The sequence below is a fragment of the Flavihumibacter cheonanensis genome, from assembly GCF_022352215.1.
In the GTDB taxonomy this organism is placed as follows: domain Bacteria; phylum Bacteroidota; class Bacteroidia; order Chitinophagales; family Chitinophagaceae; genus Flavihumibacter; species Flavihumibacter cheonanensis.
On the sequence record NZ_JAKRWF010000002.1, the window covers coordinates 631,373 to 658,115 of the forward strand.

Here is a 26,743-nt window from a genome sequence, read left to right on the forward strand (position 1 = left end):
AGCCAGCGATGGAAATCGCCGGCCTGTGCTTACCTCTGAAACCACAAAAAGAAAGAGGTTATATATGGGTTTTCAATAATCTAATTTGGTATGCAAACGGATTGCACACAATAAATAAAGGGAGTAATCAATCAGATGGCTTTGTCAGGATAAGGCAAGCTTCGCAACGATACAGAGAAAAGGCAGGGATTGGAGTCGCAGGAATTGGATAATCAGTTAAAATGTCTAAAAGACTGGTTAAAATTAAAGCCTGAAGCAATACAACGCAAAAATTAATCTGAAAAATTAGCTATTTTCTTTCTTTTGAACGCATACCACCAGTCCGGTACTGTTTTTTTCATCAGCGTGTCAATATTTCTCATACCAAACAGGTTCCAGGCGCCATGTAGTTTGCCTTCCAGGGACTGTTGCAAAGCGCGGAGACTCATCGCGAAGCCACTCTCCAGGTATTCCATATGATGCCAGTAACCAGCTGGCATGAAGAGTGTATCGCCGTGTTCAAGTACCAGGTCAAATCCGGCTGCTTTTTTTAGTAGCGGAAACTCCTCCAGGTTCAATTTGGATAAAGCAGGGTCATAATACTTTTCAAAGTTGGCAAAACTCAATACTTCCCAGGGTTTGCGGTAGATATACCGATGCTGGTTGTATGGAAACAGCAAAACACGCTTACGGCCAACAAATTGGGTATGCAGAATATGCGACATATCAATATCAAAATGCATATGAGTAACGGAGCCTTCCCCGCCAACAAACAACATGGGAAATCGCTTCACAAATCCTTTCAGGTATTCATCCGGCCAGGAAAAATCCTCTACTAACTGGGGTGCATGGGTAAAGAGATTGAACAGGAAAATGCGTAGTTCAACCGGGCCTTGTTTTACCTGGTCGATGTAATCGCCAAAAAGCATATAATCGTCTGCTGTATTGATGGGGGTTCGGGCATCGCTCTTGCTATTATTGTACACTCCTACTTTTATGGAACCCACAGCATCCTTAAAATAATCCCAGTTCCATTTCTGATAAGCAGGCCATTGATGCGAAAGCTTTTTGATAACAACAGGGATTCCTTTGTTGTAATACAGTTTTTTAAACTCATCCGGGCTGATTGAATCCCAAACATCAACTGATTTCAATAACATAGGTCTGGTGTTTCTTCTTAACTTAGAATATGCTTATTCATGTGCATCCTGATAATCCGCAACCGCGGGCGATCCGGACCATTGTTGATACTTTACGAGAGGGAGGGATCATCATTTATCCAACCGATACGATTTATGGTATTGGTTGTGATATTTTTCAACCTAAAGCGATTGAACGTATCTGCCGGATCAAACAGGTCGATCCTGCCAAAGCACAGTTATCCTTTATCTGTTACGACCTGAGTGATCTGAGCCAGTATACCAAATCCATCTCCACGCCGCTGTATCGTTTGTTGAAAAGTCATTTACCTGGTCCGTATACCTTTATTCTTCCGGCCAGTAAAGAGGTCCCAAAAATATTAAAAAGCCGGAAAGATACCATTGGACTTCGTGTACCCGATAACAATATAGCCCGTACCATCGTTCGGGAGTTGGGACATCCCATTTTAAGTGCTTCTCTGCCCGGGGAAATGGTAGAAGAATATACCGACCCGGAAATGATGCAGAGCAATTTCAGCAAGCTGGTTGATGTAGTGGTAGATGGGGGGATTGGAGGATGGACTCCTTCCACTATCATAGACTGCACACAGGATCCACCGGAACTGGTTCGCCAGGGAGCAGGAGAATGGTCCGAATCAGATTGATCAGAATAGGGATGGGATCAGTGGATTGATCTGGAAACTTTTACGATGGAATTCACAGAGTCCGTATTGCAGAATGGCATCACGATGAACTTTTGTACCATACCCTTTATTTTGTTTCCAGCCGTATTGCGGATAAGAATGATGTAATTGGTTCATGTGATCATCGCGACAGGTTTTGGCAAGAATGCTTGCGGCAGCTATTGATGCATAGAGGGAATCACCCTTGACAATACAACGGTGAGGAATATCCGAAAAAGAACGAAAGCGATTTCCGTCAATGAGCAGAAGTTCCGGTTTTGTGCCCAGGTTCTGAATAGCGAGGTGCATGGCTTTCCAGGTAGCTTGCAGAATATTGATGCGATCGATCTCTGCTTCTTCCACGGATGCTACAGCCCAGGCCAATGCTTTTTCCTGGATGAATGCACGTAATTCATACCTGTCTTTTTCCTTTACCTGTTTGGAATCGTTGAGTAAGGGATGATAGAAATCGGAAGGCAGGATAACTGCTGCAGCGAATACCGGGCCGGCATAACAACCCCGTCCGGCTTCATCTATTCCGGCTTCCAATAATTCCGTCTGGTAGTAGTTTTTAAGCATCTGCAGACTCAAAAATAGAAAGAATCTTTTGTCGTATTTTTATTGGTTTACAAAAACTCAGAAATATGTCAGCAACTGAAATCAGGGAGCATTTTCCAACTTTCGAAAAGGAATTGATCGACGATATAGAAGCAAAAAGTGAAATCCGCTCTTTTACCGCAGGGGAGCAACTGATGCGCACAGGGCAGTATTTTAAAAGTACCATGCTGATTGTAGAGGGACTCGTAAAAGTGTACCGGGAAGATGACCAGGGGAACGAGTTTTTCATGTACTACCTGCAGCCTGGGCAGGCCTGTGCATTGAGTATGGTATGTGCTGTGAAGCAGGAAACCAGCCAGATTATGGCTAAGGCAGTAAAAGATACCGAGGTGATCAGTATTCCGCTGGCGTATATGGACGAATGGATGGGCAAGTACAAATCCTGGTACCATTTTGTGCTGGAGACCTATCGCGCACGGTTTGAAGAACTGCTTGTTACGATTGATCATATTGCGTTCAGGGCGATGGACGAACGGCTTGAATTTTACCTGAAAAAACATGTCCAGACCCTGGGCTCAAAGATCATCCCCATCAGTCACCAGGAGATTGCGGACGAGCTTAATTCATCCCGTGAAGTGATCTCCCGATTGTTAAAGAAAATGGAACAATTGGGCAAGGTGAAGCTGCAGCGAAACTCAATAGAAGTGATTCACCTGAGCTAGTGGAACAATGTGACAAAAGTCATAGACCAGGGCTTTAATTAGTATCAAATTTGTATTCGTAACAGCCAAATTATAGCAACATGAAAATCGAACAAATATATACGGGATGTCTGGCACAGGGTGCTTATTATATTGAAAGTGCAGGAGAGGCAGTGGTGATTGATCCGCTTCGCGAAGTAGAACCCTACCTGGAACGTGCAAAAGCAGATGGTGCCAGCATCAAATATGTTTTTGAAACCCATTTCCATGCTGATTTTGTAAGCGGTCATATCGATCTGGCAAAGAAAAGCGGAGCCGCGATTGTATACGGACCGAATGCCAATCCCAGTTTTGATGCGTATATCGCTAAAGACGGGGAAGAATTTAAAGTGGGTAAACTGACTTTCAAAGTTATCCATACACCTGGCCATACGATGGAGAGTACCTGTTATCTGTTAAAAGATGCCCAGGGAAAACATATCGGACTGTTTTCAGGTGATACCCTGTTTATTGGGGATGTGGGCAGGCCTGATCTGGCGCAAAAAGCAGCACACATGACACAGGAACAATTAGCTGAAACACTTTTTGATTCCTTGAGAAACAAGATCATGCCGTTGGCGGATGATATCATCGTATATCCTGCCCATGGTGCCGGCAGTGCCTGTGGAAAGAATATGAGTAAGGAAACAACGGATACATTGGGCAATCAGAAGAAAACCAATTATGCGTTGAGAGCGGATATGACAAAAGAAGAATTTGTAAAAGAAGTAACGACCGGCCTAATGCCTCCTCCGGCTTATTTCCCACTGAACGTGATGATGAATAAAGAGGGTTATGATAGCATTGATGAAGTGCTGGAGCGCGGCCAACATGCCTTATCACCTGCGGCGTTTGAAGTAGCTGCGAATGAAACGGGTGCTTTGATTTTGGATACCCGTGATCCACAGGTGTTTACAAAAGGATTTGTACCTAACTCTATCAATATAGGGATTGACGGAAACTTTGCCCCTTGGGTAGGTGCCCTTGTTCCGGATGTAAAACAGGCGATCCTCCTGGTGGCAGAACCCAACCGCGTAGAAGAAGTGGTTACCCGACTGGCCCGTGTGGGTTATGATTATACCATTGGTTTCCTGGAAGGTGGATTTGAAGCCTGGGAGAAAGCAGGTAAGGAAGTGGATCGTATTAAGTCTATTACTGCTGAAGAACTGGCTGCGATTGCCGCAAAAGAGGATGTACATATCCTGGATGTGCGCAAAAACAGTGAGTACCTGAGTGAGCATGTTGAGCATGCGGAGAATGCACCATTGGATTATGTTAATGAAAGCATGCTCAAAGTAGATAAAAACAAAACCTATTATGTGCATTGCGCAGGAGGATATCGTTCCATGATCTTTAATTCCATTCTGCGTGCAAGAGGATATGATAACCTGATTGATGTAAAAGGTGGATTTAAAGCAATCAAAGAGAGCGAAAAGTTGAAAGTGACGGAGTATGTGTGTCCGAGTACGTTACTGTGAGATGTGAGATGTGAGAAGTGAAATGTAAAAAAGAAAAATTATGATGAATATTTTTAAATCAATGTTTGGGCCGGCTGAAGATTTTAAAGCCCTCAAAGAAGCCGGAGCAATTGTGCTGGATGTGAGAACTCCTGGTGAATTTCAATCCGGACACGTAAAGGGATCTGTAAACATTCCGCTGGACATCCTCAACAAGCAGTTGAACAGTCTGAAGAAAGAAGGAAAGGCAATCATTGCTGTTTGCCGGTCTGGAAACAGAAGCGCTATGGCGGTTTCCCAGTTGAAAGCAGCTGGTATTGAAGCGTATAATGGTGGGGCATGGAACAGCTTGCAGGGGAAGTTGTGAGCATGGAAGAGGGGGGAATGGAAAAGGGTGGAATGGAAGAAGGAGGATTAAAAAACTAGTAAAAATGGAAAGAGTAGTAAGGGGTTGGAATTTCATGCGGTGGTTGAGATTGGGTATTGGGGTGTATGCGCTGGTGGCTGCGGTGCAGCAACAGGAATTGATACTTGGCGTTGCAGGAATTTTTCTGACAGCAATGGCAGTGTTTGGATTCGGATGTTGTGCAGGCGGTTATTGTGCACCTATGCCCAGGAGAAACTCAGGCAATAAGGCTACCGGAACTTCCATCCAATTTGAAGAAGTAAAATCAGATAACTAAGTACCATGAATAAATTTCAGGAACTCATCAATTCTGAGAAACCCGTACTGGTTGACTTTTTTGCAGAATGGTGCGGCCCTTGTAAAATGATGGCCCCCATACTCAAAGAAGTGAAAAACAAACTGGGTGATGCGGTTACCATTGTAAAAGTGGACGTGGATAAAAATCCCGATGCGGCCCGTCAGTTTAATATTCAGGGAGTACCCACGCTGATGGTTTTTCAAAAGGGAGAAGTCAAATGGCGCCAGAGCGGCGTTGTACAAGCGCGTCAGATAGAACATGTTTTAAGCTCAGTCTAAACAATAAATTCAAATCGTAACTATTAATTGATCTATATGCTTGAATGGTTAAAGCAGCCCTGGCCCTGGTATGTAGCTGGTCCGCTGATTGGGCTTACAGTGCCTACACTGTTAATTTTAGGAAACAAAAGTTTTGGGATTTCATCCTCCCTGCGGCATGTTTGTGCAGCCTGTCTGCCTGCCAAAATTCCATTCTTCCAGTACAACTGGAAAAAAGAAGTATGGAATCTGTTTTTTGTGCTTGGGATATTTTTTGGCGGTGTGCTGGCAGCCTGGTTGTTGTCAAATCCTGACCCTATGGTAGTACATCCGAATCTCCAGGCAGAGATGGCTGGTTATGGAATTACTGACTACAGTGGCCTGGTGCCAACTGAAGTTTTTAACTGGCCTGCCCTTCTTACTCCGCGAGGATTTATTATGATGGTTGCCGGTGGTTTCCTGGTTGGATTTGGTACCCGCTATGCAGGAGGTTGTACTTCCGGTCATGCCATTATGGGTATCAGTAACCTGCAGATGCCTTCTGTGATTGCTACCTGTTGTTTCATGGCAGGCGGATTTATCATGGCAAACCTGATCCTTCCCTTCATTTTATCACTTTAAGATTTATTGAAAATGTCAACTACCAATACATTTGTTCAAAACCAGGAACCCAAGGTTCATGATACGGATTTTGAAGTCCGTTCACTCGACACCATGTGTGTGAGTGATACAGAAATTAAAGAACCCTGGTATGGCAATCTGAAATACCTCGTAATAGGTGTGTTATTCGGGATTGTATTTGTAAAAGCTGAAATCATCAGCTGGTTCCGGATCCAGGAAATGTTCCGCCTGCAAAGTTTCCATATGTATGGTGTGATCGGATCTGCCATAGCAGTTGGTATGCTTTCTATCTTCCTGATCAAGAAATTCAATATCAAAACCATTCATGGGGAGAAAATTGAATTCCACGATAAAAAATTCAACAAGGGACAGATCTATGGAGGACTGCTCTTTGGTTTAGGTTGGGCGATCACAGGTGCTTGTCCTGGTCCGCTGTTTGCACAGATCGGAACCGGAGCAACAGCTGTAGTAGTTACCTTGCTGAGCGCTATTGCGGGAACCTGGGTGTATGGAAGGTTTAGGGAGAAGTTGCCGCACTAAAGACGTGAAACGTGAGACGTGAAAAATCAGAGGACCTGGAAGCCGTAGGCATAAGGGTCGTCTTCGGGGTCAATGGTAATGGTATTGTATCCATACACTTTGGCCCATCCTTCAATACCTGGACGGATAGCCAGTTTACCGGCTATCGTTGTTTCCTCTTCGATCGTGCCTATGAAAGTGGATCCTATTATACTTTCATGAATAAACGGATCTCCTTTTTTCAATAAACCTTTGGTGTACCATTGCGCCATTCTTGCAGAAGTGCCGGTGCCACAGGGACTGCGATCAATGGCTTTATCTCCATAGAAAACCGCATTTCTTGCTGTGGATGCGGGATTGAGCACAGCACCCGTCCAGAGAATATGAGAACAACCCCGGATGGTTGGATCATCCGGATGAACGAATTCATATTGCTGATTGATTCGTTTTCTCAATTCCCTTGCCCAGGCAATGAGCTTATCGGCAGGATAGTGTTCAAGTCCGGCAAAATTCTTCTGCACATCCACGATTGCATAAAAATTACCTCCATAAGCAACATCGATCACTAGTTCTCCGAGTTCCGGACAATCTATCGTTAATTCAGTTGCCGCCAGGTAAGCAGCTACATTAGTGAGCTTTACAGATTTTACTTTATTGCCTTCCTGCCTGTAGCTGATTTCCACCAATCCGGCCGGTGCTTCCATTCTGATACTACCGGGAATCTTTGGTGTAATCAATCCTTCTTCAATTGCAATGGTAATGGTACCAATCGTGCCATGGCCACACATAGGCAAACAGCCACTGGTTTCTATAAAAAGTACTGCTACATCATTGGCAGCATCATGTGGCGCATATAAAATGGAGCCACTCATCATATCATGCCCGCGAGGCTCAAACATCAGGCCTTTGCGGATCCAGTCAAACTTGTTCAGAAAATGCTGTCTCTTCTCACTCATGGTTCGGCCTTCCAGTGTTGGTCCACCACCAGCTACCAGTCGAACCGGATTTCCACAGGTATGCGCATCAATACAGAAAAAAGTTTTCTTCATATAGAATCCTGAATATCCGAAATTACGGGTAGTTATTCTAGTGCAATCACCTGTATTTAGTGAAAACTTTACAGATTTTAGCCAATCCCTTTACTGGTTAAATTCTGAGAATGACAGGCTAAACCAGGTTTATATCTTCCATTCGATTTCCAGTATGTTTGATGCAAACAGGCCGCTTTACTTATGAGTACTTATTTATTCCGAATGATCTTTTGCAGTGGAATACTGCTTGCAGTGTTAACAGGAGGCAGTGTAATTGCCCAGGTAGATACGAAGAAAGAAATTTCCAGCCAGGCATCGGAGCTGACCCATACCATACAGCAGTATAAAGCGGACAGAGGCAGTCTGAGCCGGTTTTATTTCCTGGAAACTTCACCGGAACGTATTAAGCGGATGAAAGAATTAACGCAGCAATACCAAAACTTGCTGGATCGCTTTTCTTTCAACCAGCTCAGTATGGATGGCAAGGTTGACTATGTATTATTCAGCCGAAATCTGCAGAATGAATGGAACCTGTTGGAGACCGGTGAAGCAGAACTGCCTATCGCAAAAGCCTATGTTCCTTTTTCTGATGATTTGTTTAGCTATGAAAGAAAAAGAAGAAGGGGTGCGGTATTGCCTGCAGCAACCCTGGCCGGCGAATGGCAGGGTTGGAAAAAACAGTTGGAAGAACGCATTTCTGCAATAGAAAAAGATCAGCAGTTAACGCTATCGATGGCTTATGCAGTTCAGAAAAGGCTGGAAGATATTCAGGCAGCTGCAAAATCTATTTATGATTTTTATTATGGCTATGATCCTCAATTCAGCTGGTGGATGGAACAACCCTATAAAGGAACCGACAGCCTGATCAAACGGTACAGCAGTGCTGTAATGGCTAAGGCAAGAAAAAATTCGGCGGCGGCAGATGATGGTAGCGGGATCCTGGGCCGACCGATAGGAGCTGCTGAACTGAAGCGACAGCTGGAACTGGAATTCATCCCTTATACAGCTGAAGAATTAATAAAGATAGCGGAGGAAGAATTTGCCTGGTGTGATAAGGAATTATTAAAGGCTACCAAAGAGATGGGCTTTGGAACCGACTGGAAAGCAGCTATGGAGAAAGTGAAGAACAGTTATGTACCGGAAGGAAGACAACCAGAGATGATTCTGGATCTGTTTAACCAGAGTGTAGAGTTTATCAAAAAGCATAAACTGGTAACCATACCACCTGTTGCAGAAGAGACCTGGAGGATGAATATGATGTCGCCGGAAAGGCAATTAATCAATCCCTTTTTCCTGGGGGGAGAAAGTATTATCATTTCCTATCCCACGCATACCATGGCGCAGGCGGATAAGCTGATGAGCATGCGGGGTAATAATCCGCATTTTTCAAGAGCAACGGTGCATCATGAATTAATTGCAGGGCATCATTTGCAGCTATACCAAAACCAGCGCTATAAAACTTATCGTAATTTTTATACACCTTTCTGGATTGAGGGATGGGCCCTGTATTGGGAGATGATCCTTTGGGATATGAATTTTCCTCGCGGGCCGGAAGATAAAATCGGGATGTTATTCTGGCGGATGCATCGTTGTGCGCGGATCATTTTCTCCCTGAACTATCACCTGGGTAAATGGACACCTCAGCAGTGCATCGATTTCCTGGTGGATCGGGTGGGTCATGAGAGGGCCAATGCGGAAGGGGAAGTGCGCAGGTCCTTCCAGGGCAATTATGGACCACTTTACCAGCTGGCTTACATGATTGGTGGCCTACAGTTTTACCAGTTGAAAAAGGAACTGGTGGATGGGGGAAAAATGAGTTATCTGCAGTTTCATGACCGGATTCTGCAGGAACACCAGATGCCGGTGGAAATGATCCGCCAAATTTTAACCAACCAACCGCCGAAGAAAGCTTTTAAAACGGAATGGCGTTTTTATCCCAAACTCAAATAAAAAGATGCCAGTTAAAATTGGTAAATTTTTAATTAAATGCCGGATAGCTGACTGCAAACACATATTCTAATTTCGAAACATCATAACAAGCAAAACTACATACTATGGCAAGTATAAACTGGAACGGGGTGTACCCTGCTCTGCTTACGCCTTTCAATCAGCAGGAAGAAATTGATTTCGATCTATATAAAATCAACCTGGACGCTCAGGTGGAGGCAGGTGTGGATGGAGTTATTATCGGAGGATCGCTGGGTGAAACCAGCACGCTTTTAGGTGAAGAAAAAAGAGACTTACTCATTTTTTCAAAAGAAGTGGCGCCTGCTCATGTTCCGGTACTGGTGAATATAGCAGAGCAAAGTACAAAAGTGGCAATAGCCCTGGCACAGGAGGCTGAACAGCATGGAGCAGATGGCTTAATGCTGTTGCCACCTATGCGTTACAAAGCAGATGATCGCGAGACAGTGGAGTTTTTTAAAGCGGTGGCACGAAATACCTCCCTACCGATCCTTTTATATAATAATCCGGTTGATTATAAAATTGAGATCACGCTGGATATGTTTGAACAGTTACTTGATTTTGAAAACATCCAGGCTGTAAAAGAATCCACCCGCAACACGATGAATGTAACGAGAATGCTTAACCGATTTGGTGAGCGGTATAAAATCTTAACCGGCGTTGATCCGATTGCTCTGGAAAGCCTGCTGTTAGGTGCTCATGGTTGGGTAGCCGGACTCGTAGATGCATTCCCGCGTGAAACAGTTGCGATTTTCCGCCTGGTAAAAGCAGGTCGGTATGAGGAAGCGGTTGCCATTAACCGATGGTTCCTTCCCCTCTGTGAGCTGGATATTCATCCGAAACTGGTACAATATATTAAGCTTGCTGCAAAAGCAACTGGTATCGGATCTGAATTTGTAAGAGCGCCCCGTTTATTGCTGGAAGGAGAGGAGTTGACACGTGTACAGAAAGTAATAGATGATGCTTTAGCCTGTCGCCCTGAATTACCAGATTATCTCAACCTGCAAACCGTATCCAATGCTCAGTGGGCTTAGTATTATTGGTCGGAACCGCGGAGCAGTAACTGCACATCAATTACAGGCAAAAAGTCCGGTTACCGGTCAATCCTTACCAGAGGAATTTCATATAGCAAGTCCGGATGAAATTAACCGGGCATTGGAACTGGCGGCAAATGCTGCTCCTGAATTCAGTGCCATAAAAGCGGAACAACGGGCAGCATTTCTTGAAACCATTGGAGAAGAGATCATGGCTATCGGTCCGGCTTTGCTGGAGCGGGCGCATCTTGAAACCGGTTTACCGGAGGCAAGGCTGAGTGGAGAAAGAGACCGTACCGTTAATCAGTTAAAATTATTTGCTGCTGTATTACGCGAAGGAAGTTGGGTGGAAGCTGTTATTGATACTGCCTTACCGGATCGCAAACCTTTACCACGGACTGATCTCCGTAAGATGAAGGTGGCGATTGGGCCGGTAGCAGTTTTTGCTGCAAGCAATTTTCCCCTGGCATTTTCAACGGCCGGAGGTGATACAGCAGCTGCATTGGCAGCAGGTTGTCCGGTTATTGTAAAAGCACATGGATCGCATTTAGGTACCAATGAACTGGTTGCTATTGCCATACAAAACGCAGCTATTAAATGTGCAATGCCGGAAGGTGTGTTTTCTTCCCTCAATGGTGAAGGCGCTGCACTGGGTCAGCAACTGGCAAAAGATGAACGCATCAAAGCAATCGGGTTTACCGGATCTTTTAAGGCAGGTATGGCCCTGTTTCATACAGCAACCAAAGAGCGAAAAGAACCCATCCCTGTGTATGCTGAAATGAGCAGTATCAATCCGGTACTGTTATTACCTGCTCTTGTAAAAGCGGATCCGGAGGCAGTTGCAGCACAAATGGCAGCTTCTATTACACTGGGTGTTGGACAGTTTTGCACCAATCCGGGATTATTATTCATTTTGGAAGATGCAACTACAGACAAGCTCGTACATGCACTCACAGAAGCATTGAAAAAAGCTGCCGCCGGAGTAATGCTGAATCCTTCCATCTGCCGGAGTTATTATACGAACCGAACCCAGCTTAAAGGAATAGCCGGTGTGAAGGCATTACTGGAAGGGGAGGATGCATCTGACAGTTGCAAAGGAAGCGCTGCTTTGTATGAAGTAAGTGCTGCTGATTTTTTAAAAGAACCAGCTTTGCAGGAAGAGGTTTTCGGTCCTGCATCTCTGTTAGTAAGATGTAAATCAAAAGCAGATATGCTGCAGGCCCTTCAGCATATGCAGGGACAATTAACCGGCTCTGTCTTTGGGCAATTAACGGAGCTGGATGATTTCAAAGATTGTATTACGATGCTGCAAAGTCGCGTGGGTCGTTTGATCTTTAACCAGGTACCAACCGGTGTGGAAGTTTGCCATGCGATGGTACATGGTGGTCCTTTTCCTGCAACCACTGATGCAAGTTCAACTTCCGTGGGAGCTTCTTCCATAGAACGTTTTTTGCGGCCGGTATGCTGGCAGAATTGTCCGGCTGATTTTCTTCCGGAGGCCTTACAAAACAACAATCCATTAGGGATCATGCGCAAGATCAATGGTCAGTACACCAGGGATTCGATAACCAGTTAAAAAATGAAAGCGCTAATAATAGGAGGAGGAATCATTGGTCTGAGCAGTGCGTATTATTTATCGGAAGCGGGTTGGGAAGTAGAAGTGCTGGAGGCTGGAGATTTTGCCGATAACTGTTCTTATGGTAACCTCGGCATGGTTGTGCCCAGTCATTTTGTACCATTGGCAGCACCCGGAATAGTAGCACAGGGAGTTCGCTGGATGTTCAATTCCAGCAGTCCGTTTTATATAAAACCTGGCTTGAATTCAAAACTGATTAACTGGGGCTTAAAATTTCTTCGCAGTGCAAATGCAAAGCAGGCGGAAGCAGCAGCCAGACCTTTGCTGGAACTAAACCTGTTCAGCAAATCACTATATGAAGAACTTGCAACGCACCTGAATTTCGGCCTGGAGAAAAAGGGCATCCTGATGTATTTCAAAACGGAGTCGGTTGCGGAGGAAGAAAATCATCTTGCTGAAAAGGCGAGAGCGATGGGGCTGGATGCCGTTTACCTGAGCAGGCAGGAAGTACTTCATCTCGAACCGGAGCAACAGCCGGATGTATTGGGGGCTGTGCATTATCGATGTGATGCGCATTTGCATCCCAACTCTTTGATGCGTGAAATGATTACTATACTGAAGCAAAAAGGTGTCAGGTTATCAGCTGGTAAACCTCTTCAAAAAATGGTGCGGGATCAGGATCAGATCAAAGAAATCATCGCAGGGGGTGATTCGATAAAAGCTGATCTGTTTGTAATGGCCAGTGGCTCCTGGTTACCTGAAACAATGAAGCAGGCAGGCATATCCATTCCCCTGATGCCGGGCAAAGGATATTCATTTACAGGAAATGAAGGCGGACCTGCATTACGTATTCCAGCTATCCTATGTGAAGCCAGGGTTGCAATTACGCCAATGGCAGGCCAACTGCGTTTTGGAGGAACCATGGAACTGGCCGGCTTCCAGCATAAGGTAAGTATGAACCGCGTTAGAGGTATTGTGGAATCAGTACCCAGGTATTTTCCGGCGATGAAGCTGGAAATGCCCCGGGAAAAGGAAGTATGGTATGGATTCAGACCCTGTTCTCCGGATGGGCTGCCTTTTATCGGGTATGCAAAAAATGTAAGGAACCTGTTGGTAGCAGGAGGGCATGCCATGATGGGACTCAGTTTAGGTCCCGCCACCGGTAAGCTCATTGCTGAATTAGCACAATCCCAAAGCACTTCCGTTGATATCAGTGCGTTTGACCCGAATCGTTTTTCCTGATCGCATAATAGATAGGAATTCCCAGCAGGGTGATGATCAATCCCGGCCAGGTATAATTCGGTTTAAAAAAGATCAGCAGTACACAGAAACTCAATCCCATCAGTATATAAAGAATTGGTAAAACCGGATAACCAAAGGCTTTGTAAGGCCTTGGCTGATCCGGTCTTTTTTTACGGAGGATAAATATGCCAGCAATGGTCAGCATATAAAAGCCAACAACTACAAAGGATATCATGTCCAGCAACTGACCATATTGCCCGCTTACGCTCCAGGCACATGCAAATAGACACTGAAACCAAAGCGCATAACCGGGCACGTTGTTGCCATTCAGCGTACCTGCTTTTTTGAAAAAAAGTCTGTCTTTGGCCATGGTATGATATACTCTTGCTCCCGCAAGGATCAGTCCGTTATTGCATCCGAACGTGCTGATCATTATCATGACTGCTATAATAATAGTTCCTGCAGGACCAAAAATTACCTGTGCAGCAGCAACACCGACCCTGTCTTTTTCAGTACCGGCGATACCATCAAGCGGAAGCACAGCCAGGTATACCAGGTTGGTACACACATAGATGATAGTAACCAGTAGCGTTCCGAAAAATAAACTCAGACCGATATTACGTTGTGGATTTTTAATTTCACCTGCAATAAACGTGACATTGTTCCAGGAGTCGCTGCTGAAAATTGAGCCAACCATGGCTGCAGCAATGGCACCTAACACAGCGATCCCTGAATATAGTTCAGTACCCTCACCCGGAGTGAATTTGCCAAGGAGCCAGGGCAATTCCCAGTTCTGTTTCCACACCTCAGGTTGAAAGGCGAATAAACCAAACAGGATCAATCCGAGCAAGCTGAGAATCTTAGTTAGGGTAAACGTGGTTTGAATCAGTTTTCCACTTTGAATACCGCGGGTGTTTATAAAAGTCAGCAGTATGATAATTACAATTGATAGCAACTGTGCTGCTGAAAAATGGAAACTGCCTATGGATAACAGGATGGAATCTTCTCCAACAGCCGGAAAAATATAAGCGGTAAATTTTGCAAAGGCTACAGCTACTGCTGCAATCGTAGCTGTTTGGATGACGGAGAAAAAACTCCAGCCATATAAGAATCCGATAAGTGGATTATAGGCTTCTTTCAGGTAAACATACTGACCACCTGCTTTCGGAAACATAGCACTTAACTCTCCATAACTGAGCGCTGCAGTAATGGTCATAAAGCCGGTGATCAACCAGATGGCGATCAGCCAGCCGGCACTTCCCACATTGCGGGTGATGTCTGCACTGACGATAAAGATTCCGGAACCAATCATTGAGCCGGCAACAATCATAGTTGCATCCAGTAATCTAAGGGTAGGCTTAAAGTTCGAATCCTGCATACAGTTCGTTTAGATAAAGGGAAATTAAGGAATTCGTTTTCTAGAAAGCCAGTAGGGCTAATATCTGGTAACAATTAAATAAAATGTGTGAATCCATAGCTGTTTTCTCGTTCTACATTTAAGTGTAAAAATTACAATTAACCGATTGCTTTCTGTCACAACCAAAAATTGTCAAGCTATGAGAATTTCATTTGGGAGGATCAGCACGCTGCTTTTCTTTCTACTACTGACTGTATTTCTTGTTGGTGCGGGGTTAGAACTCCGTGCCCAGGAAAGATCACCCAACCAGGTAAATGGAAAAATTACCAATGAGGAGGGTGTTCCGTTGCCGGGTGTTTCCGTAACGGAAATTGGTACACAGAATGGAACCACTACAGATGAAAAAGGAGAGTTTGTTTTAACACTTACCCGGGCCAACTCAAAGATCCGGATCAGTTCTGTAGGATTTGCGAGCCAGGATATTGATGCTGCCGGTCGTTCCACTTTTACTATACAAATGAGTGCAGCTCAATCCAGCCTGGATGATGTGGTAGTAGTGGGTTATGGCAAGCAGAAAAAGGGTGAAGTAACAGGTGCGGTGGCGAATGTAAAAAGAGAAGATTTCACTCAGGGCTTTGCGCGGGATGCGGGCCAATTGATCCAGGGTAAGGTAGCCGGACTCGCAATTGTTAGTCCCAGTGGTAACCCCAATGCCACCACGCAGATATCATTAAGAGGTAACAGTACGATATTATCTTCCACTGAACCGCTGATACTGATTGATGGTATCCCAGGCTCATTGAATACGATTGCACCGGAAGACATTGAATCCATTGATGTATTGAAAGACGGATCTGCTGCTGCGATTTATGGAACCAGGGGTACCAATGGAGTAATCCTGATCACTACGCGCAAGAGAAGCGGGAAAATGCCTGCTACACTGAGTTACGACAGTTATGTTAGTGTGCAGACGATTGCCCGGCGCATGGAATTCCTGGAAGCAGGTGATGTTCGGAAACTGGTGAATGATGGATTTTATCCTGCGTCTTATGATAAAGGAACCAGCACCGACTGGTTAAAGGAAATCAGTCGCAATCCTGTAAGCCATGTACATAATGTATCGCTGCAGGGTGGCACTGCCCAATCCAATTATATTGCAACGCTGAACCTCCGTAACTGGGAAGGGTTGTTCAATCGTTCGGATAACAAACAGTTTACAGGTCGTATTGACCTGAATCATTCCATGCTGGATAACCGCTTGCGCTTTAACGTTAGTTTGTTAGGCAGAAACCGGAAGTATTTCTCTGGCCCCAATTACGATTATATCTATCGTCAGGCAATCATTCGCAATCCAACCGACAGTGTATATGATTATTTAGGTCGCTGGAAAGAAGATCCCAACGCCTATAACTATGACAACCCGGTTCGCAGCATTGAAGAAACATCTGGTGAATTCCGAACCTCAGAACTTCGTTTGAACGGTAGTGTGATCTTCTCTCCTATAAAGGATCTGAATATCAAGCTGCTGGTATCCAATGTGAAGATCAATTCACTCTCGGGTTATTCCGAGACCTTTAATCACCGCGCATCTGTGGTGAATAACAGAACTGGTTATGCATCGCGTACTACCAACCTCTTCCAGGACAACCTGCTGGAACTTACTACTGATTATACCAAATCCTTTGGTCAGCATCGGGTAACAGTGCTGGGTGGATATAGCTGGCAGGATGTAACCAATGAAGGATTTAACGCGGCCAACTCCAATTTCCCAACAGATCTCTATACCTATAATAACCTCGCCGCCGGTGATGCCCTTCTGTTACAGAATAACAGCGCATTTGGATTGGGATCCTTTAAAACCAATCACAAACTGATCGGCTTCTTTGGTCGTGTGAATTATTCACTCAGTGAAAAATATCTGCTCATGGCCAGTATGCGTTATGAAGGATCTTCCAAGTTTGGAGCCAACTACAAGTGGGGTACATTCCCGGCAGTTTCAGTTGGATGGCGCCTTAACAAGGAATCATTCCTGGCCAATGCTGATTTCCTGGATGACCTGAAACTCAGGGCAGGATTTGGTGTAACTGGTACTGTTCCGACAGATCCTTATCAGTCGCTCATTTCACTAACATATAGCAATAACCGCTACCTGTACAATGGTCAGTGGATCCAGCCAATTTCTCCCACCAGGAACCCCAACCCAGATTTACGCTGGGAAAAAAAGGAGGAATACAATATCGGATTGGATTATGCAATGTTCCGCGGTCGCCTGAGTGGTAGTATTGATTTTTACCAGCGTAATACCAAGGATATGTTGTACAACTTCCCGGTTCCGGTTCCACCCAACTTGTTTGGTACCACCCTGGCAAATGCAGGCAGCATGTTAAACCGTGGTGTGGAAGTATTGGTGAATTATGATTTTATCCGCAAGAAGGATATGGATTTCAGAGCCAATCTTACCTATTCGGCCAATAAGAATAAACTGATCTCCATTTCAAATGATTTGTATCAGACTACCAATGATTTCTTTTTTGCAGGGTATACCGGTGAACCCATCCAGGAAGCAACACACCGTGTGAAAGTGGGTGAATCCATTGGAAATTTCTGGGGTTACAAAACCATTGATGTGGATGAAGATGGTAAATGGATCATTGAAGGGGAGGATGGCAAACCCAAGCCAATCGGACAGTCTACCCCTTCAGATAAAAAAGTGCTGGGTAATGGTATTCCAAAACATGTTGCGGGACTCAATCTCTATTTCCGATACAAAAGAGCAGATATCGCTGTAAACATGCGTGGTGCATTTGGTTACCAGATTCTGAATTTCCAGCGCATGTATTATGAGAACCCCAAGATCAAGCAGTACAATATGCTTAAATCAGCATTGGACCCGGTTTATGGAAAAAGAATGCTGGATAATGACCTGGCTTATGTATCCCACTACATAGAGGATGGTGACCACTGGAAAGTGGATAACGTAACGCTTGGATACAGCTTTAATGTAACAAACAGCAAGTATTTCCGTACCGCACGGGTATATGCATCAGCGCTTAATCTGATTGTGCTGACCGGTTACAAGGGAATCGACCCAGAAGTAAACCGGTTGGGGTTGGATCCGGGCGTGGATTCAAGAGATAAGTATCCTACTACCAGAACCTTCACTGTGGGAGTAAACATTGGTTTTTAATGTTAAAAAGAGTAATCATGAAACAACATAAAATTTTAAGTATCTCAGTATTGATGGCAGGCGGAATCCTGCTGAATACAGGATGTACCAAACTGGATGAGGAAGTATACGACCAGGTATTGGAAACTTCTTTTCGCCCGTCTGAAAAGGATATACCGGCAATTATCGGTCCGGCTTATACCATCATGCGTCCCATGTATGCGGGCTGGCAGGGAAATTTTGATCTGCAGGAAGAACCGGCTGATGTAATTGTAACACCGGCGCGTCCGAATGGATGGTATGATGGTGGTACTTACCAGCGGATGCACAACCACGAGTGGAACCAGGTGCAATGGCAACCGCAGAACTTATGGAATAACTGTTACAATGGGATCAATACAGTGAACCGGATTTTGTTCCAGATTGAGTCTGGCTCTATTCCAATTGCCAATGGAAAAGATGCCCTGATTTCTGAATTGAAAGCGCTGAGAGCATTTTATTATTCACTCTTGGTGGATACGCATGGCAATGTTCCATTGGTAACGGATTTCTCGGATGCTACCTTGCCGCAACAGGCAACACGGCAGCAGGTATATGAATTTGTAGAGAAGGAATTACTGGAGAATATGAATAACCTGAGTGTAGTTGCGGATAAGTCAATGTATGGACGCATTAATAAATGGGTAGCTAAAGCAATACTGGCACGCCTTTACCTGAATGCGGAAGTATATACTGGAACGGCGCAGTGGCAGAAATGTATGGAACAGTGCAATGATATCATCAATGCAAACATTTATATCCTGGAGCCGAATTACAAGAACAATTTTGTAACGGCGAATGAAAATTCAAAAGAATTGATTCTGGCAGTTCCTTATGATGAAGTATTTGCAACTCAGAATTCCATTCATATGAAAACCCTGGCAACAGCACATCGCAATGTGCTGAACATGGCAGCGCAGCCCTGGGGTGGCAACTGTGCAGTACCTCAATTCATTGATACCTATGACCCGGATGATTCAAGAATGAAGGATACCTGGATCATGGGACCTCAATACAGTGTAACAACCGGTGAAGAGATCCTGAATTATACCCGCCATGTCGATGGCATAGCGCTAGCAGGATTTTTCCAGGGTTACCGCATCGGTAAATATGAAATCAAAGTTGGTGCACGTGGTGGTTTAAGCACAGATTTTCCGGTATTCCGATATGCGGATATCCTCATGATGAAAGCCGAGTCGTTGCTCAGAACAGGAAATGCTGCAGATGCAGCAACCCTGGTAACACAGGTTAGACAGCGTGCATTTGCAACAACCAATCCGGCTAAGGCTGCCGTAACAGCTGATGAGCTTACCAAAGGAAGTGTTTACAATTATGGTTACTGGAAAGATGGCGCCGTTACAGAAGTGCAGGGTGGTTCAGATATTCCCTTTGGTCGCTTTTATGATGAACTGGGTTGGGAGTTTGCAGCTGAAGCACACCGCCGGCAGGATATGATCCGGTTTGGTGTATTCCATCGCAAAACCTGGTTCAATCACCGGCCCAAAAATGATGGCAAGATGAGAACCCTGTTCCCGATTCCGGAAGCGGAATTGAATAAGAATCCCAATCTGGCGCAAAACCCTGATTACAGATGATTACATTTATATGTTAAACTGAAAAAAGCATGAGAAATTTCTGTTTATCGATTTTACTCGCCACTGGTTTGATAACACAGACCGGAATTGCACAGGACGCTCAACACGATTATCCGATACAACCGGTGCCATTTACAAAAGTGCATTTTCATGATGCTTTCTGGGCACCTAAAATTGAAGTGAATGCAAAAGTTAGCATTCCCTATACTCTTCAGAAATGCCGGGAAACCGGACGCATTGATAATTTCCTGAAAGCTGCGGGAAAAATGCCTGTGGGGAAAATCACAGAGTATCCATTTGACGATACAGATGTCTACAAGCTGATTGAAGGAGCTTCTTATTCGCTGCAGACCAAACCTGATCCGGAGCTTGAAAAAACACTGGATACCCTTATCAGTATCATTGCTGACGCACAGGAACCGGATGGCTATCTCTATACTTTCCGCACCATGAAACCAGATACCCTGCATCCATGGATCAGTCCGAAGCGTTGGGAAAAGGATCCTGATCTGAGCCATGAATTATACAATAGCGGACACCTGTTTGAAGCTGCGGTTGCCCATTACCTGGCAACTGGGAAGCGCAATTTTCTGGACATCGCATTAAAAAATGCAGATCTCTTATTGCGTGATTTCGGTCCGGGTAAAGCAGCCTATTTTCCTGGTCACCAGGTGGTAGAAATGGGACTGGCGCGCCTGTATCGCGTCACTGGCAAAAAAGAGTACCTCGACCTGGCCAAGTTTTTCCTCGATATCCGGGGCAATGGCAATATCAAGGGATCAGAATATAGTCAGTCGCACAAGATGGTCACCGACCAGCACGAAGCAGTTGGGCATGCAGTTCGTGCAGCCTATATGTACACCGGTATGGCGGATGTTGCTGCACTCACCGGAAACAAAGAGTATATTAACGCCATCCAGGATATCTGGAAAGACGTGATGGAACACAAGCTGTACCTCACCGGCGGTATTGGTGCAACCGGTCATGGTGAAGCATTTGGCGCTGCATACCAGTTACCCAATATGTCGGCCTATGCAGAAACCTGTGCCTCCATTGCCAATGTGTACTGGAACAGTCGCATGTTTTTAATGAACGGGGATGCGCAGTATGTGGATGTACTGGAGCGCATTTTATACAATGGCTTGTTATCAGGAGTATCCTTGAGCGGCGACCGGTTTTTCTATCCCAATCCACTGGCATCAATGGGGCAGCACCAGCGAAGTGCCTGGTTTGGTTGTGCCTGTTGTATCAGCAATATGACCCGCTTTATGCCTTCAGTTCCCGGATATGTATATGCGAAAAAAGAGAATGATCTCTATGTGAATTTATACGTGGCCAGCACTTCGGATATAGAGCTGCCTGCGGGCAAACTACAACTGGAGCAGGTGACAGAATATCCCTGGAAAGGGCAGGTTGGTTTACTGATAAAGCAGGCACCCTCCAAATCCTTTACCGTACGGTTGCGTATTCCCGGTTGGGCAAGGCAGGAAGCAGTTCCTGGAAGTTTGTATGCCTTCCTGGATACTCAAAGAAAGCCCATTCGAATCCTCCTGAATGGGAAGGCTATTGAATATAAGATGGAGAAAGGCTATGCTGTAATCAATCGCAGCTGGAAAAAAGGAGATAAGCTGGAACTGGAGCTGCCCCTGGAAATTGAAAAAGTGATCGCCAACCAGCAGGTAAAGGATAATATCAATCGTTTTGCTCTGCAGCGAGGACCAATCGTATATTGTATTGAAGGCCCCGACAATAAAGACAATGCGGTGAATAATATTGTGGTGGATCGTTCTGCCGGTATTCAGGCCAACTATGAGCCGGACTTGTTAAATGGTGTAATGGTGCTGACTGCAAAAGGAAGCAGTACAAAAAGACAGGTGAATACAAGTACTCTCCTGCGTTCGGAGCAAACCGTAAAGGCTATTCCTTACTATTCCTGGAATAATCGTGGTGCGGGAGAAATGCAGGTTTGGATTCCCTATGCAGAATCAGCAGCTATGCCAATGCCGGCGCCAACCATTGCATCCAAAAGTACCGTGAGTTCATCACAGAAAAATCCCCGTATGCTGAAAGGGATGAACGATCAGTATGAACCATCCAGTTCACAGGATCGCAATTCCATATATCTGCATTGGTGGCCGAAAGAAAATACCACAGAGTGGGTGCAATATGATTTTGATCAGCCGCAAACCGTACAGTCCAGTAAATTCTACTGGTTTGATGATGGACCATTTGGAGGATGCAGGATTCCTGCCGGCTACCAGCTGCTCTATGAAAAAGAGGGCAACTGGGTACCAGTGGAAGTGGAGCAGCAGGATGCGATCACAAAGGATGCGTATAACAGCATCCGGTTTAAACCAGTTAAGACCAAAGGGCTTCGCCTGGAGGTTAAATTACCCGAGAAACATTCTGCCGGTATTCATGAATGGATCGTGAACTGATTTAGCTCGCAACATCATAGGCATGCAACGTATAGGATTCCACATATTCGCTGGGTGATTTGCCCAATACAGCTTTGAACACGCGATTGAAATTGGTAATGCTGTTGAATCCGCAGGTATAAGCAACTGTTGAAATACTGTCGAACCCGCCTTCCGTGAGTTTTTTACAAGCCTCATTGATCCGCACTTCATTGAGGAATGAAACAAAGGTATGGCGGGTTCTTTTTTTGAAAAACCGGCAGAAAGCCTGTGGCGTCATATGTGCCTGTTTCGCCACATCGTCCAGGGTTATCTGCTCTGCATAATTGCTTAGGATAAAATTGTAGATCCTGCCAAGTCGCAGTCCCTCATTTTCACTGAACTGGGCCATTTCAGAAACACTTCCCAATTCCTTCAATTGGGAAGATGCACAACAGGCTCGCAGCAATTCCAGAAAACTGATGATCTGATCAATGCCGGATTGCTGCTCCATTTTTAACATCAGACTGCTGATTTCATCCGTCATCTCCTCTTGCAGCATAAAACCGGAACGATATTTCTGAAGAAACTGACGAATCAGTTTGGTCTCCATTAGGTCAAAGAGGAAATGCAGCTTGCCGGATGGATTAAAGAAAATGGTAAGGGCTTCCACTTCCAGGTTCCCTCCGTAATAAACAGGATCGTTTTTAAATACATGGGGCTGGTTGGCACCTATGCAAAAGATTTCATTCGCCCGAAATGGATACATATTGTTTTCCACTACCAGGGTTCCTTCACCCTTAATAATCCATGTCAGTTGAACTTCATCGTGCCGGTGTAAATGTTGGTACATAAAGGGGAGCCTGTCTCGTTGAACAATGATGTTCTTCTCGCCCGGAACCGGAATGGTGAATTGCAGGACTTTCATGTTCAGTTAATTAAGTGTAGGAATGACAGTAATTTACTGTATTCCATTAAATTATCCTGCAATAGTGAAAATATGATGATAAGCGGTTAAAATACGGGCAAACCAAAATCAGCTTTGGGGGTGACCCCGGTCACAATTGCCCGCTGACTCTCTGGGTACCTTTAGTCCATAATGCAACCACTATGCAACAACATCATCAAATCTTAATAATTGGAGGTGGCAATGCTGGTATTTCGGTAGCCGCTCAACTGCTCCGTAAAAGAAAATCGCTCCAGATCGCGATCATGGAGCCATCTGAAAAGCACTATTACCAACCGGCCTGGACATTAGTAGGTGCCGGCACGTTTAATATACATGACACAGTTCGGTCCGAGGCTTCAGTAATGCCATCCGGCGTAAGCTGGATCAAGGAGGCTGCGGCCAAATTTGAACCGGAATCCAACAAAGTGATCAGTGCTAACGGCAATGAATACACGTATGATTACCTGATCGTTGCACCGGGTATTCAACTGAACTGGCACCAGGTGAAAGGCTTACCCGAAACATTGGGCAGAAATGGGGTTACTTCCAATTATTCCTTTGACCTTGCACCTTATACATTTGAACTATTAAAAGGTATAAAAGAAGGCGATACGGCTTTGTTTACTAGTCCGGGTACCCCGGTAAAATGTGGTGGAGCGCCTCAAAAAATCATGTACCTCACAGCCGATTACCTGCGTAAACACGGATTGCAGGGCAAAACAAAAGTTGAATTAGTTACTGCAGGCGGTGTGATTTTTGGCATCAAAAAATATGCGGATCAGCTCATGAAAAAAGTGAATGAGTATGGTATTGAGCTGCATTTCAAACACGACCTGGTTGAGATTGATGGTCCGGGTAAAACCGCGACTTTTAAAGTAACCGATTCTGAAGGCGTGGCAAGTTATATCACCAAACATTTTGATATGATCCATGTAGTGCCCCCTCAAAGTGCACCGGATTTTATTAAAAACAGTCCGCTCGCCAATGAAGCCGGCTGGGTGGATGTACATAAGTTCACGTTGCAACACAATCGCTTCCCCAATATTTTCGGATTAGGAGATGCTACCAGCACACCCAATGCTAAAACTGGTGCAGCAGTTCGCAAGCAGGCTCCGGTATTGGTGAAGAACCTGATAGCTGTCATAGATGGACAGCCACTGGTAGGAAATTATACCGGGTATGGTAGTTGTCCATTGACAGTGGGCTACGGTAAGTTGATTCTTGCCGAATTTGGTTATGAGAATAAACCTATGGAGACTTTTCCCTTTGACCAGTCCAAGCCGCGCTGGAGCATGTGGGCGCTGAAAAAATATGTCTTACCCTGGATGTACTGGAATAAAATCCTGAAGGGAACAGCCTAATCAATTCTTGCGTAAATTGGGTGAAAGTGCCGGCATGACTGCAGACAAACCTACTCCTACACGCACCAAGCTATCGTTAACAGACGAACTGGCGGTAGAAAGGACCCGCCTGGCCAATGAACGTACTTTATTGGCCTATATCCGATCAAGTTTGTATTTTTCCATCGCCGGACTTACCCTGAATAGTTTTTTTCAACTGGAACTCGGCTGGTTGCTGGAACTTGCATTCTGGTTGGTAGCAGCAGGGATTCTGATCAGTGGGATCATCCGGTACCGTCGGGTTGCGAAAAAACTGAATATCTCAGCATTTGCGCAAAAGCGATGGCATTTATTAATGGAAGAAGAAGTTTAACGTATTGAATAAAAGAAGCACATGGCGAATATTTTAGTTCCTTTTGATTTTTCCCCCAATGCCATCAGTGCATTGGACCAGGCCTTATACATTGCAAATGACAAGGGATTGACAATCGAAGTATTGCATATCCTGAATTTTAAAGCGGCACATGATTATCCCAATGAATGGCATATAGATCCGCATCATGTTGATTTAGGCGCGATTGAAGCAAAGCTGGCAGAGATTGTTGCCGAACGCAGTGCAGCCTGCTGTGGTGAGGCGACTCCTACAGTGACTACCTCGGTTCGGGAAAGTGTGATGATCAATGGCGGGATCATCAACCATATGCTGGAAAACAAAGCCGAACTAATTGTAATGGGCACCCATGGTGCCTCCAATGCCGTGGAGCGTTTCTGGGGTAGCAATACCAGCACTATGATCAACCATAGCTTGTTTCCTATTTTGGCTGTACCGCGCGACTGGCACCCCATGAAGATTGAGGAATTACTGGCAGCCATCTCCCTGAAGGAAGCAAAAACCTGCCTGCCGAAATTGGCAGAATGGGCCAACTGGTTCAACGTTAAGGCAGAAGTTATTTCACTTACTTCAGTACCTGAAGCCGACCAGGATGAAATGGAGGCTGCTGTAAGGGCCTATCCCGAGATCACTGCACACCTGGTTCCCAAGAAAGACGATCTGCCCATGTGGAAGAACCTGGTGAATTATACCGCAGATCGCAAAAAGGCAGCCCTACTGATGTTTGTTCATGAGCGGAACGTATTTGATAAACTTTTCAATTATAGCATTACTTCTAAGGTAGCGGATGGCATTCATATACCGCTGTTGGCAATTCCTACTACTAAAAAGTCCTGAGTTTCAACAGCGGTTGGCATAACCACCCCGATAGGATAACTTTGCGGGCCATGGAAACCATTCGTCAGCAAAGAGGACAACGAGCCGTAGCCATCTGGCTGCTCATTGGGGTAGGGATGCTCATCGTACAGATTTTATTGGGAGGAATAACCCGCTTAACCGGGTCAGGACTCTCCATAACTGAATGGGAAGTGGTGACTGGCACCCTGCCGCCCCTCAATGAAGCCGGATGGCTGGATAAATTCCGGGAGTATCAGCAAACCCCTCAATACCGCCTGCTGAATACCGATTTCAACCTGGATGATTTCAAGTTTATTTTCTTCTGGGAATGGTTTCACCGGTTTTGGGCCAGGCTTATTGGAGTGGTATTCGTAGTGGGATTTGTTTACCTGATTTCAAAGCGTTACCTGAAACGTGAAATGGTGAATCCCCTCCTGACTCTCTTTGTGCTGGGAGCACTGCAGGGAGCTGTAGGCTGGATCATGGTGGCAAGTGGCTTAACCGGAGATGCAGTATACGTGAAGCCTACCCGGCTGGCCATGCATTTTGTGCTGGCACTCGGATTACTCTCTTATACTTTCTGGTTTGCCTTACAATTACTGGTTCCCAACCAGGAGCGGCGTTTTGCACCCCAGGTAAAAAAGTTCACCTGGATTCTACTTGGTTTATTGGCCCTGCAATTGGTGTATGGGGCCTTAATGGCCGGACATAAAGCTGCGGCAGTAGCATCTACCTGGCCAACCATCAACGGGGCCTGGGTGCCGGAAGGAATGGGAAGTCACAGTCCCTGGCTGATCAACCTGATTGATAATACCATCACGGTTCATTTTATACATAGGAACCTGGCTTACCTGATTACCATAATGGTGATTCTCTGGTACCGGAAAGCTAGTCTTGAAAGTATCTCTCCCGCTGCGCGTGCTTATCTGCGCTGGCCCCTGATGATTGTGGTGGTGCAGGTATTGCTGGGAATTTTATCCCTATTAACCAGCAAATCCATCGTGCCCAATCAGTGGGGCAATTTTGAATGGATGGCTCAATTGCACCAGTTGGTAGCGATGTTCCTGGTACTGTCACTGGTGGGCATGTTGTATCTTTTCGGTGAGCGCAGGCAGCGCGCATAATTTGAGACTTGTCTAAACGTTCTAAGAGTGTATCTTGGAACCGC

General features: G+C 45.2%; 24 protein-coding genes. 19 read left to right on the forward strand and 5 right to left on the reverse strand.

Going from position 1 to position 26,743, the window contains the following annotated elements:
* Positions 1-272: 272 nt before the first annotated feature.
* Positions 273-1,139, reverse strand: a complete 867-nt coding sequence (locus MD536_RS12085) for a cupin-like domain-containing protein (RefSeq protein WP_239599781.1) — start codon at positions 1,137-1,139, stop codon at positions 273-275.
* A gap of 29 nt (positions 1,140-1,168) precedes the next feature.
* On the opposite strand from MD536_RS12085, the gene MD536_RS12090 reads away from it, so the two are divergent.
* Positions 1,169-1,783: an L-threonylcarbamoyladenylate synthase gene (locus MD536_RS12090; protein WP_239599790.1), complete on the forward strand. Its 615-nt coding sequence runs from the start codon at positions 1,169-1,171 to the stop codon at positions 1,781-1,783.
* On the opposite strand, the gene rnhB is transcribed toward MD536_RS12090, so the two are convergent.
* Positions 1,784-2,380 carry a ribonuclease HII gene (gene rnhB / locus MD536_RS12095; RefSeq protein WP_239599794.1) on the reverse strand — a complete coding sequence of 199 codons (597 nt, stop codon included), beginning with the start codon at positions 2,378-2,380 and terminating at the stop codon, positions 1,784-1,786.
* 65 nt (positions 2,381-2,445) lie between these two features.
* Between rnhB and MD536_RS12100 the strand changes: the two genes are divergently transcribed.
* From MD536_RS12100 to MD536_RS12130, 7 genes are all read left to right on the forward strand, one after another.
* Positions 2,446-3,081, forward strand: coding sequence for a Crp/Fnr family transcriptional regulator (locus tag MD536_RS12100; protein ID WP_239599796.1), 636 nt, complete (start codon positions 2,446-2,448; stop codon positions 3,079-3,081).
* A gap of 80 nt (positions 3,082-3,161) precedes the next feature.
* The gene (locus MD536_RS12105; protein ID WP_239599798.1) at positions 3,162-4,577 is read left to right on the forward strand and encodes an MBL fold metallo-hydrolase; all 1,416 of its coding nucleotides are present in this window, start codon (positions 3,162-3,164) and stop codon (positions 4,575-4,577) included.
* Between the two features lie 40 nt (positions 4,578-4,617).
* On the forward strand, positions 4,618-4,923 hold the full coding sequence (locus MD536_RS12110) for a rhodanese-like domain-containing protein (protein ID WP_239599799.1): 306 nt from the start codon (positions 4,618-4,620) through the stop codon (positions 4,921-4,923).
* A gap of 64 nt (positions 4,924-4,987) precedes the next feature.
* Positions 4,988-5,239: a hypothetical protein gene (locus MD536_RS12115; RefSeq protein WP_239599801.1), complete on the forward strand. Its 252-nt coding sequence runs from the start codon at positions 4,988-4,990 to the stop codon at positions 5,237-5,239.
* A 5-nt stretch (positions 5,240-5,244) separates the two neighbouring features.
* Positions 5,245-5,538, forward strand: coding sequence for a thioredoxin (trxA, locus tag MD536_RS12120; RefSeq protein ID WP_239599814.1), 294 nt, complete (start codon positions 5,245-5,247; stop codon positions 5,536-5,538).
* Positions 5,539-5,574: 36 nt separating this feature from the next.
* A complete protein-coding gene (locus tag MD536_RS12125; RefSeq protein WP_239599816.1) occupies positions 5,575-6,138 on the forward strand; it encodes a YeeE/YedE family protein in 564 nt (187 codons plus the stop codon).
* 12 nt (positions 6,139-6,150) lie between these two features.
* Positions 6,151-6,678, forward strand: a complete 528-nt coding sequence (locus MD536_RS12130; protein WP_239599826.1) for a DUF6691 family protein — start codon at positions 6,151-6,153, stop codon at positions 6,676-6,678.
* 26 nt (positions 6,679-6,704) lie between these two features.
* Here MD536_RS12130 and MD536_RS12135 read toward each other — a convergent pair whose 3' ends face one another.
* Positions 6,705-7,706, reverse strand: a complete 1,002-nt coding sequence (locus MD536_RS12135) for a 4-hydroxyproline epimerase (protein WP_239599832.1) — start codon at positions 7,704-7,706, stop codon at positions 6,705-6,707.
* Between the two features lie 183 nt (positions 7,707-7,889).
* On the opposite strand from MD536_RS12135, the gene MD536_RS12140 reads away from it, so the two are divergent.
* The 4 genes from MD536_RS12140 (at position 7,890) to MD536_RS12155 (ending at position 13,505) form a co-directional block, all read left to right on the forward strand.
* Positions 7,890-9,638, forward strand: coding sequence for a DUF885 family protein (locus MD536_RS12140; RefSeq protein ID WP_239599833.1), 1,749 nt, complete (start codon positions 7,890-7,892; stop codon positions 9,636-9,638).
* 104 nt (positions 9,639-9,742) lie between these two features.
* Entirely contained in the window at positions 9,743-10,687 is a 945-nt protein-coding gene (locus tag MD536_RS12145; protein WP_239599843.1) for a dihydrodipicolinate synthase family protein, read from the forward strand.
* Positions 10,671-12,263: an aldehyde dehydrogenase (NADP(+)) gene (locus tag MD536_RS12150; protein WP_239599848.1), complete on the forward strand. Its 1,593-nt coding sequence runs from the start codon at positions 10,671-10,673 to the stop codon at positions 12,261-12,263. The genes MD536_RS12145 and MD536_RS12150 overlap by 17 nt, the downstream gene beginning before the upstream one ends.
* Before the next feature lie 3 nt (positions 12,264-12,266).
* Complete coding sequence (locus tag MD536_RS12155; protein ID WP_239599850.1) at positions 12,267-13,505, forward strand: NAD(P)/FAD-dependent oxidoreductase; 1,239 nt, start codon at positions 12,267-12,269, stop codon at positions 13,503-13,505.
* Here the strand turns inward: MD536_RS12155 and MD536_RS12160 are convergent.
* A complete protein-coding gene (locus MD536_RS12160; protein WP_239599852.1) occupies positions 13,474-14,883 on the reverse strand; it encodes an APC family permease in 1,410 nt (469 codons plus the stop codon). The genes MD536_RS12155 and MD536_RS12160 overlap by 32 nt on opposite strands.
* Before the next feature lie 178 nt (positions 14,884-15,061).
* Here MD536_RS12160 and MD536_RS12165 point away from each other — a divergent pair, with 178 nt between their 5' ends.
* From MD536_RS12165 to MD536_RS12175, 3 genes are read left to right on the forward strand one after another with little or no spacing between them, the layout of a single operon-like run.
* Positions 15,062-18,049, forward strand: a complete 2,988-nt coding sequence (locus MD536_RS12165; protein ID WP_239599861.1) for a SusC/RagA family TonB-linked outer membrane protein — start codon at positions 15,062-15,064, stop codon at positions 18,047-18,049.
* 17 nt (positions 18,050-18,066) lie between these two features.
* A complete protein-coding gene (locus tag MD536_RS12170) occupies positions 18,067-19,662 on the forward strand; it encodes a RagB/SusD family nutrient uptake outer membrane protein (RefSeq protein WP_239599881.1) in 1,596 nt (531 codons plus the stop codon).
* A gap of 29 nt (positions 19,663-19,691) precedes the next feature.
* Entirely contained in the window at positions 19,692-22,100 is a 2,409-nt protein-coding gene (locus tag MD536_RS12175) for a glycoside hydrolase family 127 protein (RefSeq protein ID WP_239599889.1), read from the forward strand.
* A 1-nt stretch (position 22,101) separates the two neighbouring features.
* Here MD536_RS12175 and MD536_RS12180 read toward each other — a convergent pair whose 3' ends face one another.
* Entirely contained in the window at positions 22,102-22,986 is an 885-nt protein-coding gene (locus MD536_RS12180; protein WP_239599898.1) for a helix-turn-helix domain-containing protein, read from the reverse strand.
* A 182-nt stretch (positions 22,987-23,168) separates the two neighbouring features.
* Between MD536_RS12180 and MD536_RS12185 the strand changes: the two genes are divergently transcribed.
* The 4 genes from MD536_RS12185 to MD536_RS12200 are packed head-to-tail and all read left to right on the forward strand — an operon-like array spanning position 23,169 to position 26,699.
* Positions 23,169-24,368 (forward strand): NAD(P)/FAD-dependent oxidoreductase, encoded by a 1,200-nt coding sequence (locus MD536_RS12185; RefSeq protein ID WP_239599901.1) that lies wholly within the window; start codon positions 23,169-23,171, stop codon positions 24,366-24,368.
* Positions 24,369-24,402: 34 nt separating this feature from the next.
* Positions 24,403-24,720 (forward strand): DUF202 domain-containing protein, encoded by a 318-nt coding sequence (locus MD536_RS12190; RefSeq protein WP_239599903.1) that lies wholly within the window; start codon positions 24,403-24,405, stop codon positions 24,718-24,720.
* Positions 24,721-24,741: 21 nt separating this feature from the next.
* Positions 24,742-25,575, forward strand: coding sequence for a universal stress protein (locus tag MD536_RS12195; protein ID WP_239599912.1), 834 nt, complete (start codon positions 24,742-24,744; stop codon positions 25,573-25,575).
* 50 nt (positions 25,576-25,625) lie between these two features.
* Positions 25,626-26,699: a COX15/CtaA family protein gene (locus MD536_RS12200; protein ID WP_239599914.1), complete on the forward strand. Its 1,074-nt coding sequence runs from the start codon at positions 25,626-25,628 to the stop codon at positions 26,697-26,699.
* Positions 26,700-26,743 lie beyond the last annotated feature (44 nt).

Excerpts from the sequence above, each read along its gene's own strand:
- MD536_RS12085 (WP_239599781.1), bottom strand. The coding sequence starts at position 1,139 with ATGTTATTGAAATCAGTTGATGTTTGGGATTCAATCAGCCCGGATGAG.
- MD536_RS12090 (WP_239599790.1), top strand. The coding sequence starts at position 1,169 with ATGCTTATTCATGTGCATCCTGATAATCCGCAACCGCGGGCGATCCGG.
- rnhB (WP_239599794.1), bottom strand. The coding sequence starts at position 2,380 with ATGCTTAAAAACTACTACCAGACGGAATTATTGGAAGCCGGAATAGAT.
- MD536_RS12100 (WP_239599796.1), top strand. The coding sequence starts at position 2,446 with ATGTCAGCAACTGAAATCAGGGAGCATTTTCCAACTTTCGAAAAGGAA.
- MD536_RS12105 (WP_239599798.1), top strand. The coding sequence starts at position 3,162 with ATGAAAATCGAACAAATATATACGGGATGTCTGGCACAGGGTGCTTAT.
- MD536_RS12110 (WP_239599799.1), top strand. The coding sequence starts at position 4,618 with ATGATGAATATTTTTAAATCAATGTTTGGGCCGGCTGAAGATTTTAAA.
- MD536_RS12115 (WP_239599801.1), top strand. The coding sequence starts at position 4,988 with ATGGAAAGAGTAGTAAGGGGTTGGAATTTCATGCGGTGGTTGAGATTG.
- trxA (WP_239599814.1), top strand. The coding sequence starts at position 5,245 with ATGAATAAATTTCAGGAACTCATCAATTCTGAGAAACCCGTACTGGTT.
- MD536_RS12125 (WP_239599816.1), top strand. The coding sequence starts at position 5,575 with ATGCTTGAATGGTTAAAGCAGCCCTGGCCCTGGTATGTAGCTGGTCCG.
- MD536_RS12130 (WP_239599826.1), top strand. The coding sequence starts at position 6,151 with ATGTCAACTACCAATACATTTGTTCAAAACCAGGAACCCAAGGTTCAT.
- MD536_RS12135 (WP_239599832.1), bottom strand. The coding sequence starts at position 7,706 with ATGAAGAAAACTTTTTTCTGTATTGATGCGCATACCTGTGGAAATCCG.
- MD536_RS12140 (WP_239599833.1), top strand. The coding sequence starts at position 7,890 with ATGAGTACTTATTTATTCCGAATGATCTTTTGCAGTGGAATACTGCTT.
- MD536_RS12145 (WP_239599843.1), top strand. The coding sequence starts at position 9,743 with ATGGCAAGTATAAACTGGAACGGGGTGTACCCTGCTCTGCTTACGCCT.
- MD536_RS12150 (WP_239599848.1), top strand. The coding sequence starts at position 10,671 with ATGCTCAGTGGGCTTAGTATTATTGGTCGGAACCGCGGAGCAGTAACT.
- MD536_RS12155 (WP_239599850.1), top strand. The coding sequence starts at position 12,267 with ATGAAAGCGCTAATAATAGGAGGAGGAATCATTGGTCTGAGCAGTGCG.
- MD536_RS12160 (WP_239599852.1), bottom strand. The coding sequence starts at position 14,883 with ATGCAGGATTCGAACTTTAAGCCTACCCTTAGATTACTGGATGCAACT.
- MD536_RS12165 (WP_239599861.1), top strand. The coding sequence starts at position 15,062 with ATGAGAATTTCATTTGGGAGGATCAGCACGCTGCTTTTCTTTCTACTA.
- MD536_RS12170 (WP_239599881.1), top strand. The coding sequence starts at position 18,067 with ATGAAACAACATAAAATTTTAAGTATCTCAGTATTGATGGCAGGCGGA.
- MD536_RS12175 (WP_239599889.1), top strand. The coding sequence starts at position 19,692 with ATGAGAAATTTCTGTTTATCGATTTTACTCGCCACTGGTTTGATAACA.
- MD536_RS12180 (WP_239599898.1), bottom strand. The coding sequence starts at position 22,986 with ATGAAAGTCCTGCAATTCACCATTCCGGTTCCGGGCGAGAAGAACATC.
- MD536_RS12185 (WP_239599901.1), top strand. The coding sequence starts at position 23,169 with ATGCAACAACATCATCAAATCTTAATAATTGGAGGTGGCAATGCTGGT.
- MD536_RS12190 (WP_239599903.1), top strand. The coding sequence starts at position 24,403 with ATGACTGCAGACAAACCTACTCCTACACGCACCAAGCTATCGTTAACA.
- MD536_RS12195 (WP_239599912.1), top strand. The coding sequence starts at position 24,742 with ATGGCGAATATTTTAGTTCCTTTTGATTTTTCCCCCAATGCCATCAGT.
- MD536_RS12200 (WP_239599914.1), top strand. The coding sequence starts at position 25,626 with ATGGAAACCATTCGTCAGCAAAGAGGACAACGAGCCGTAGCCATCTGG.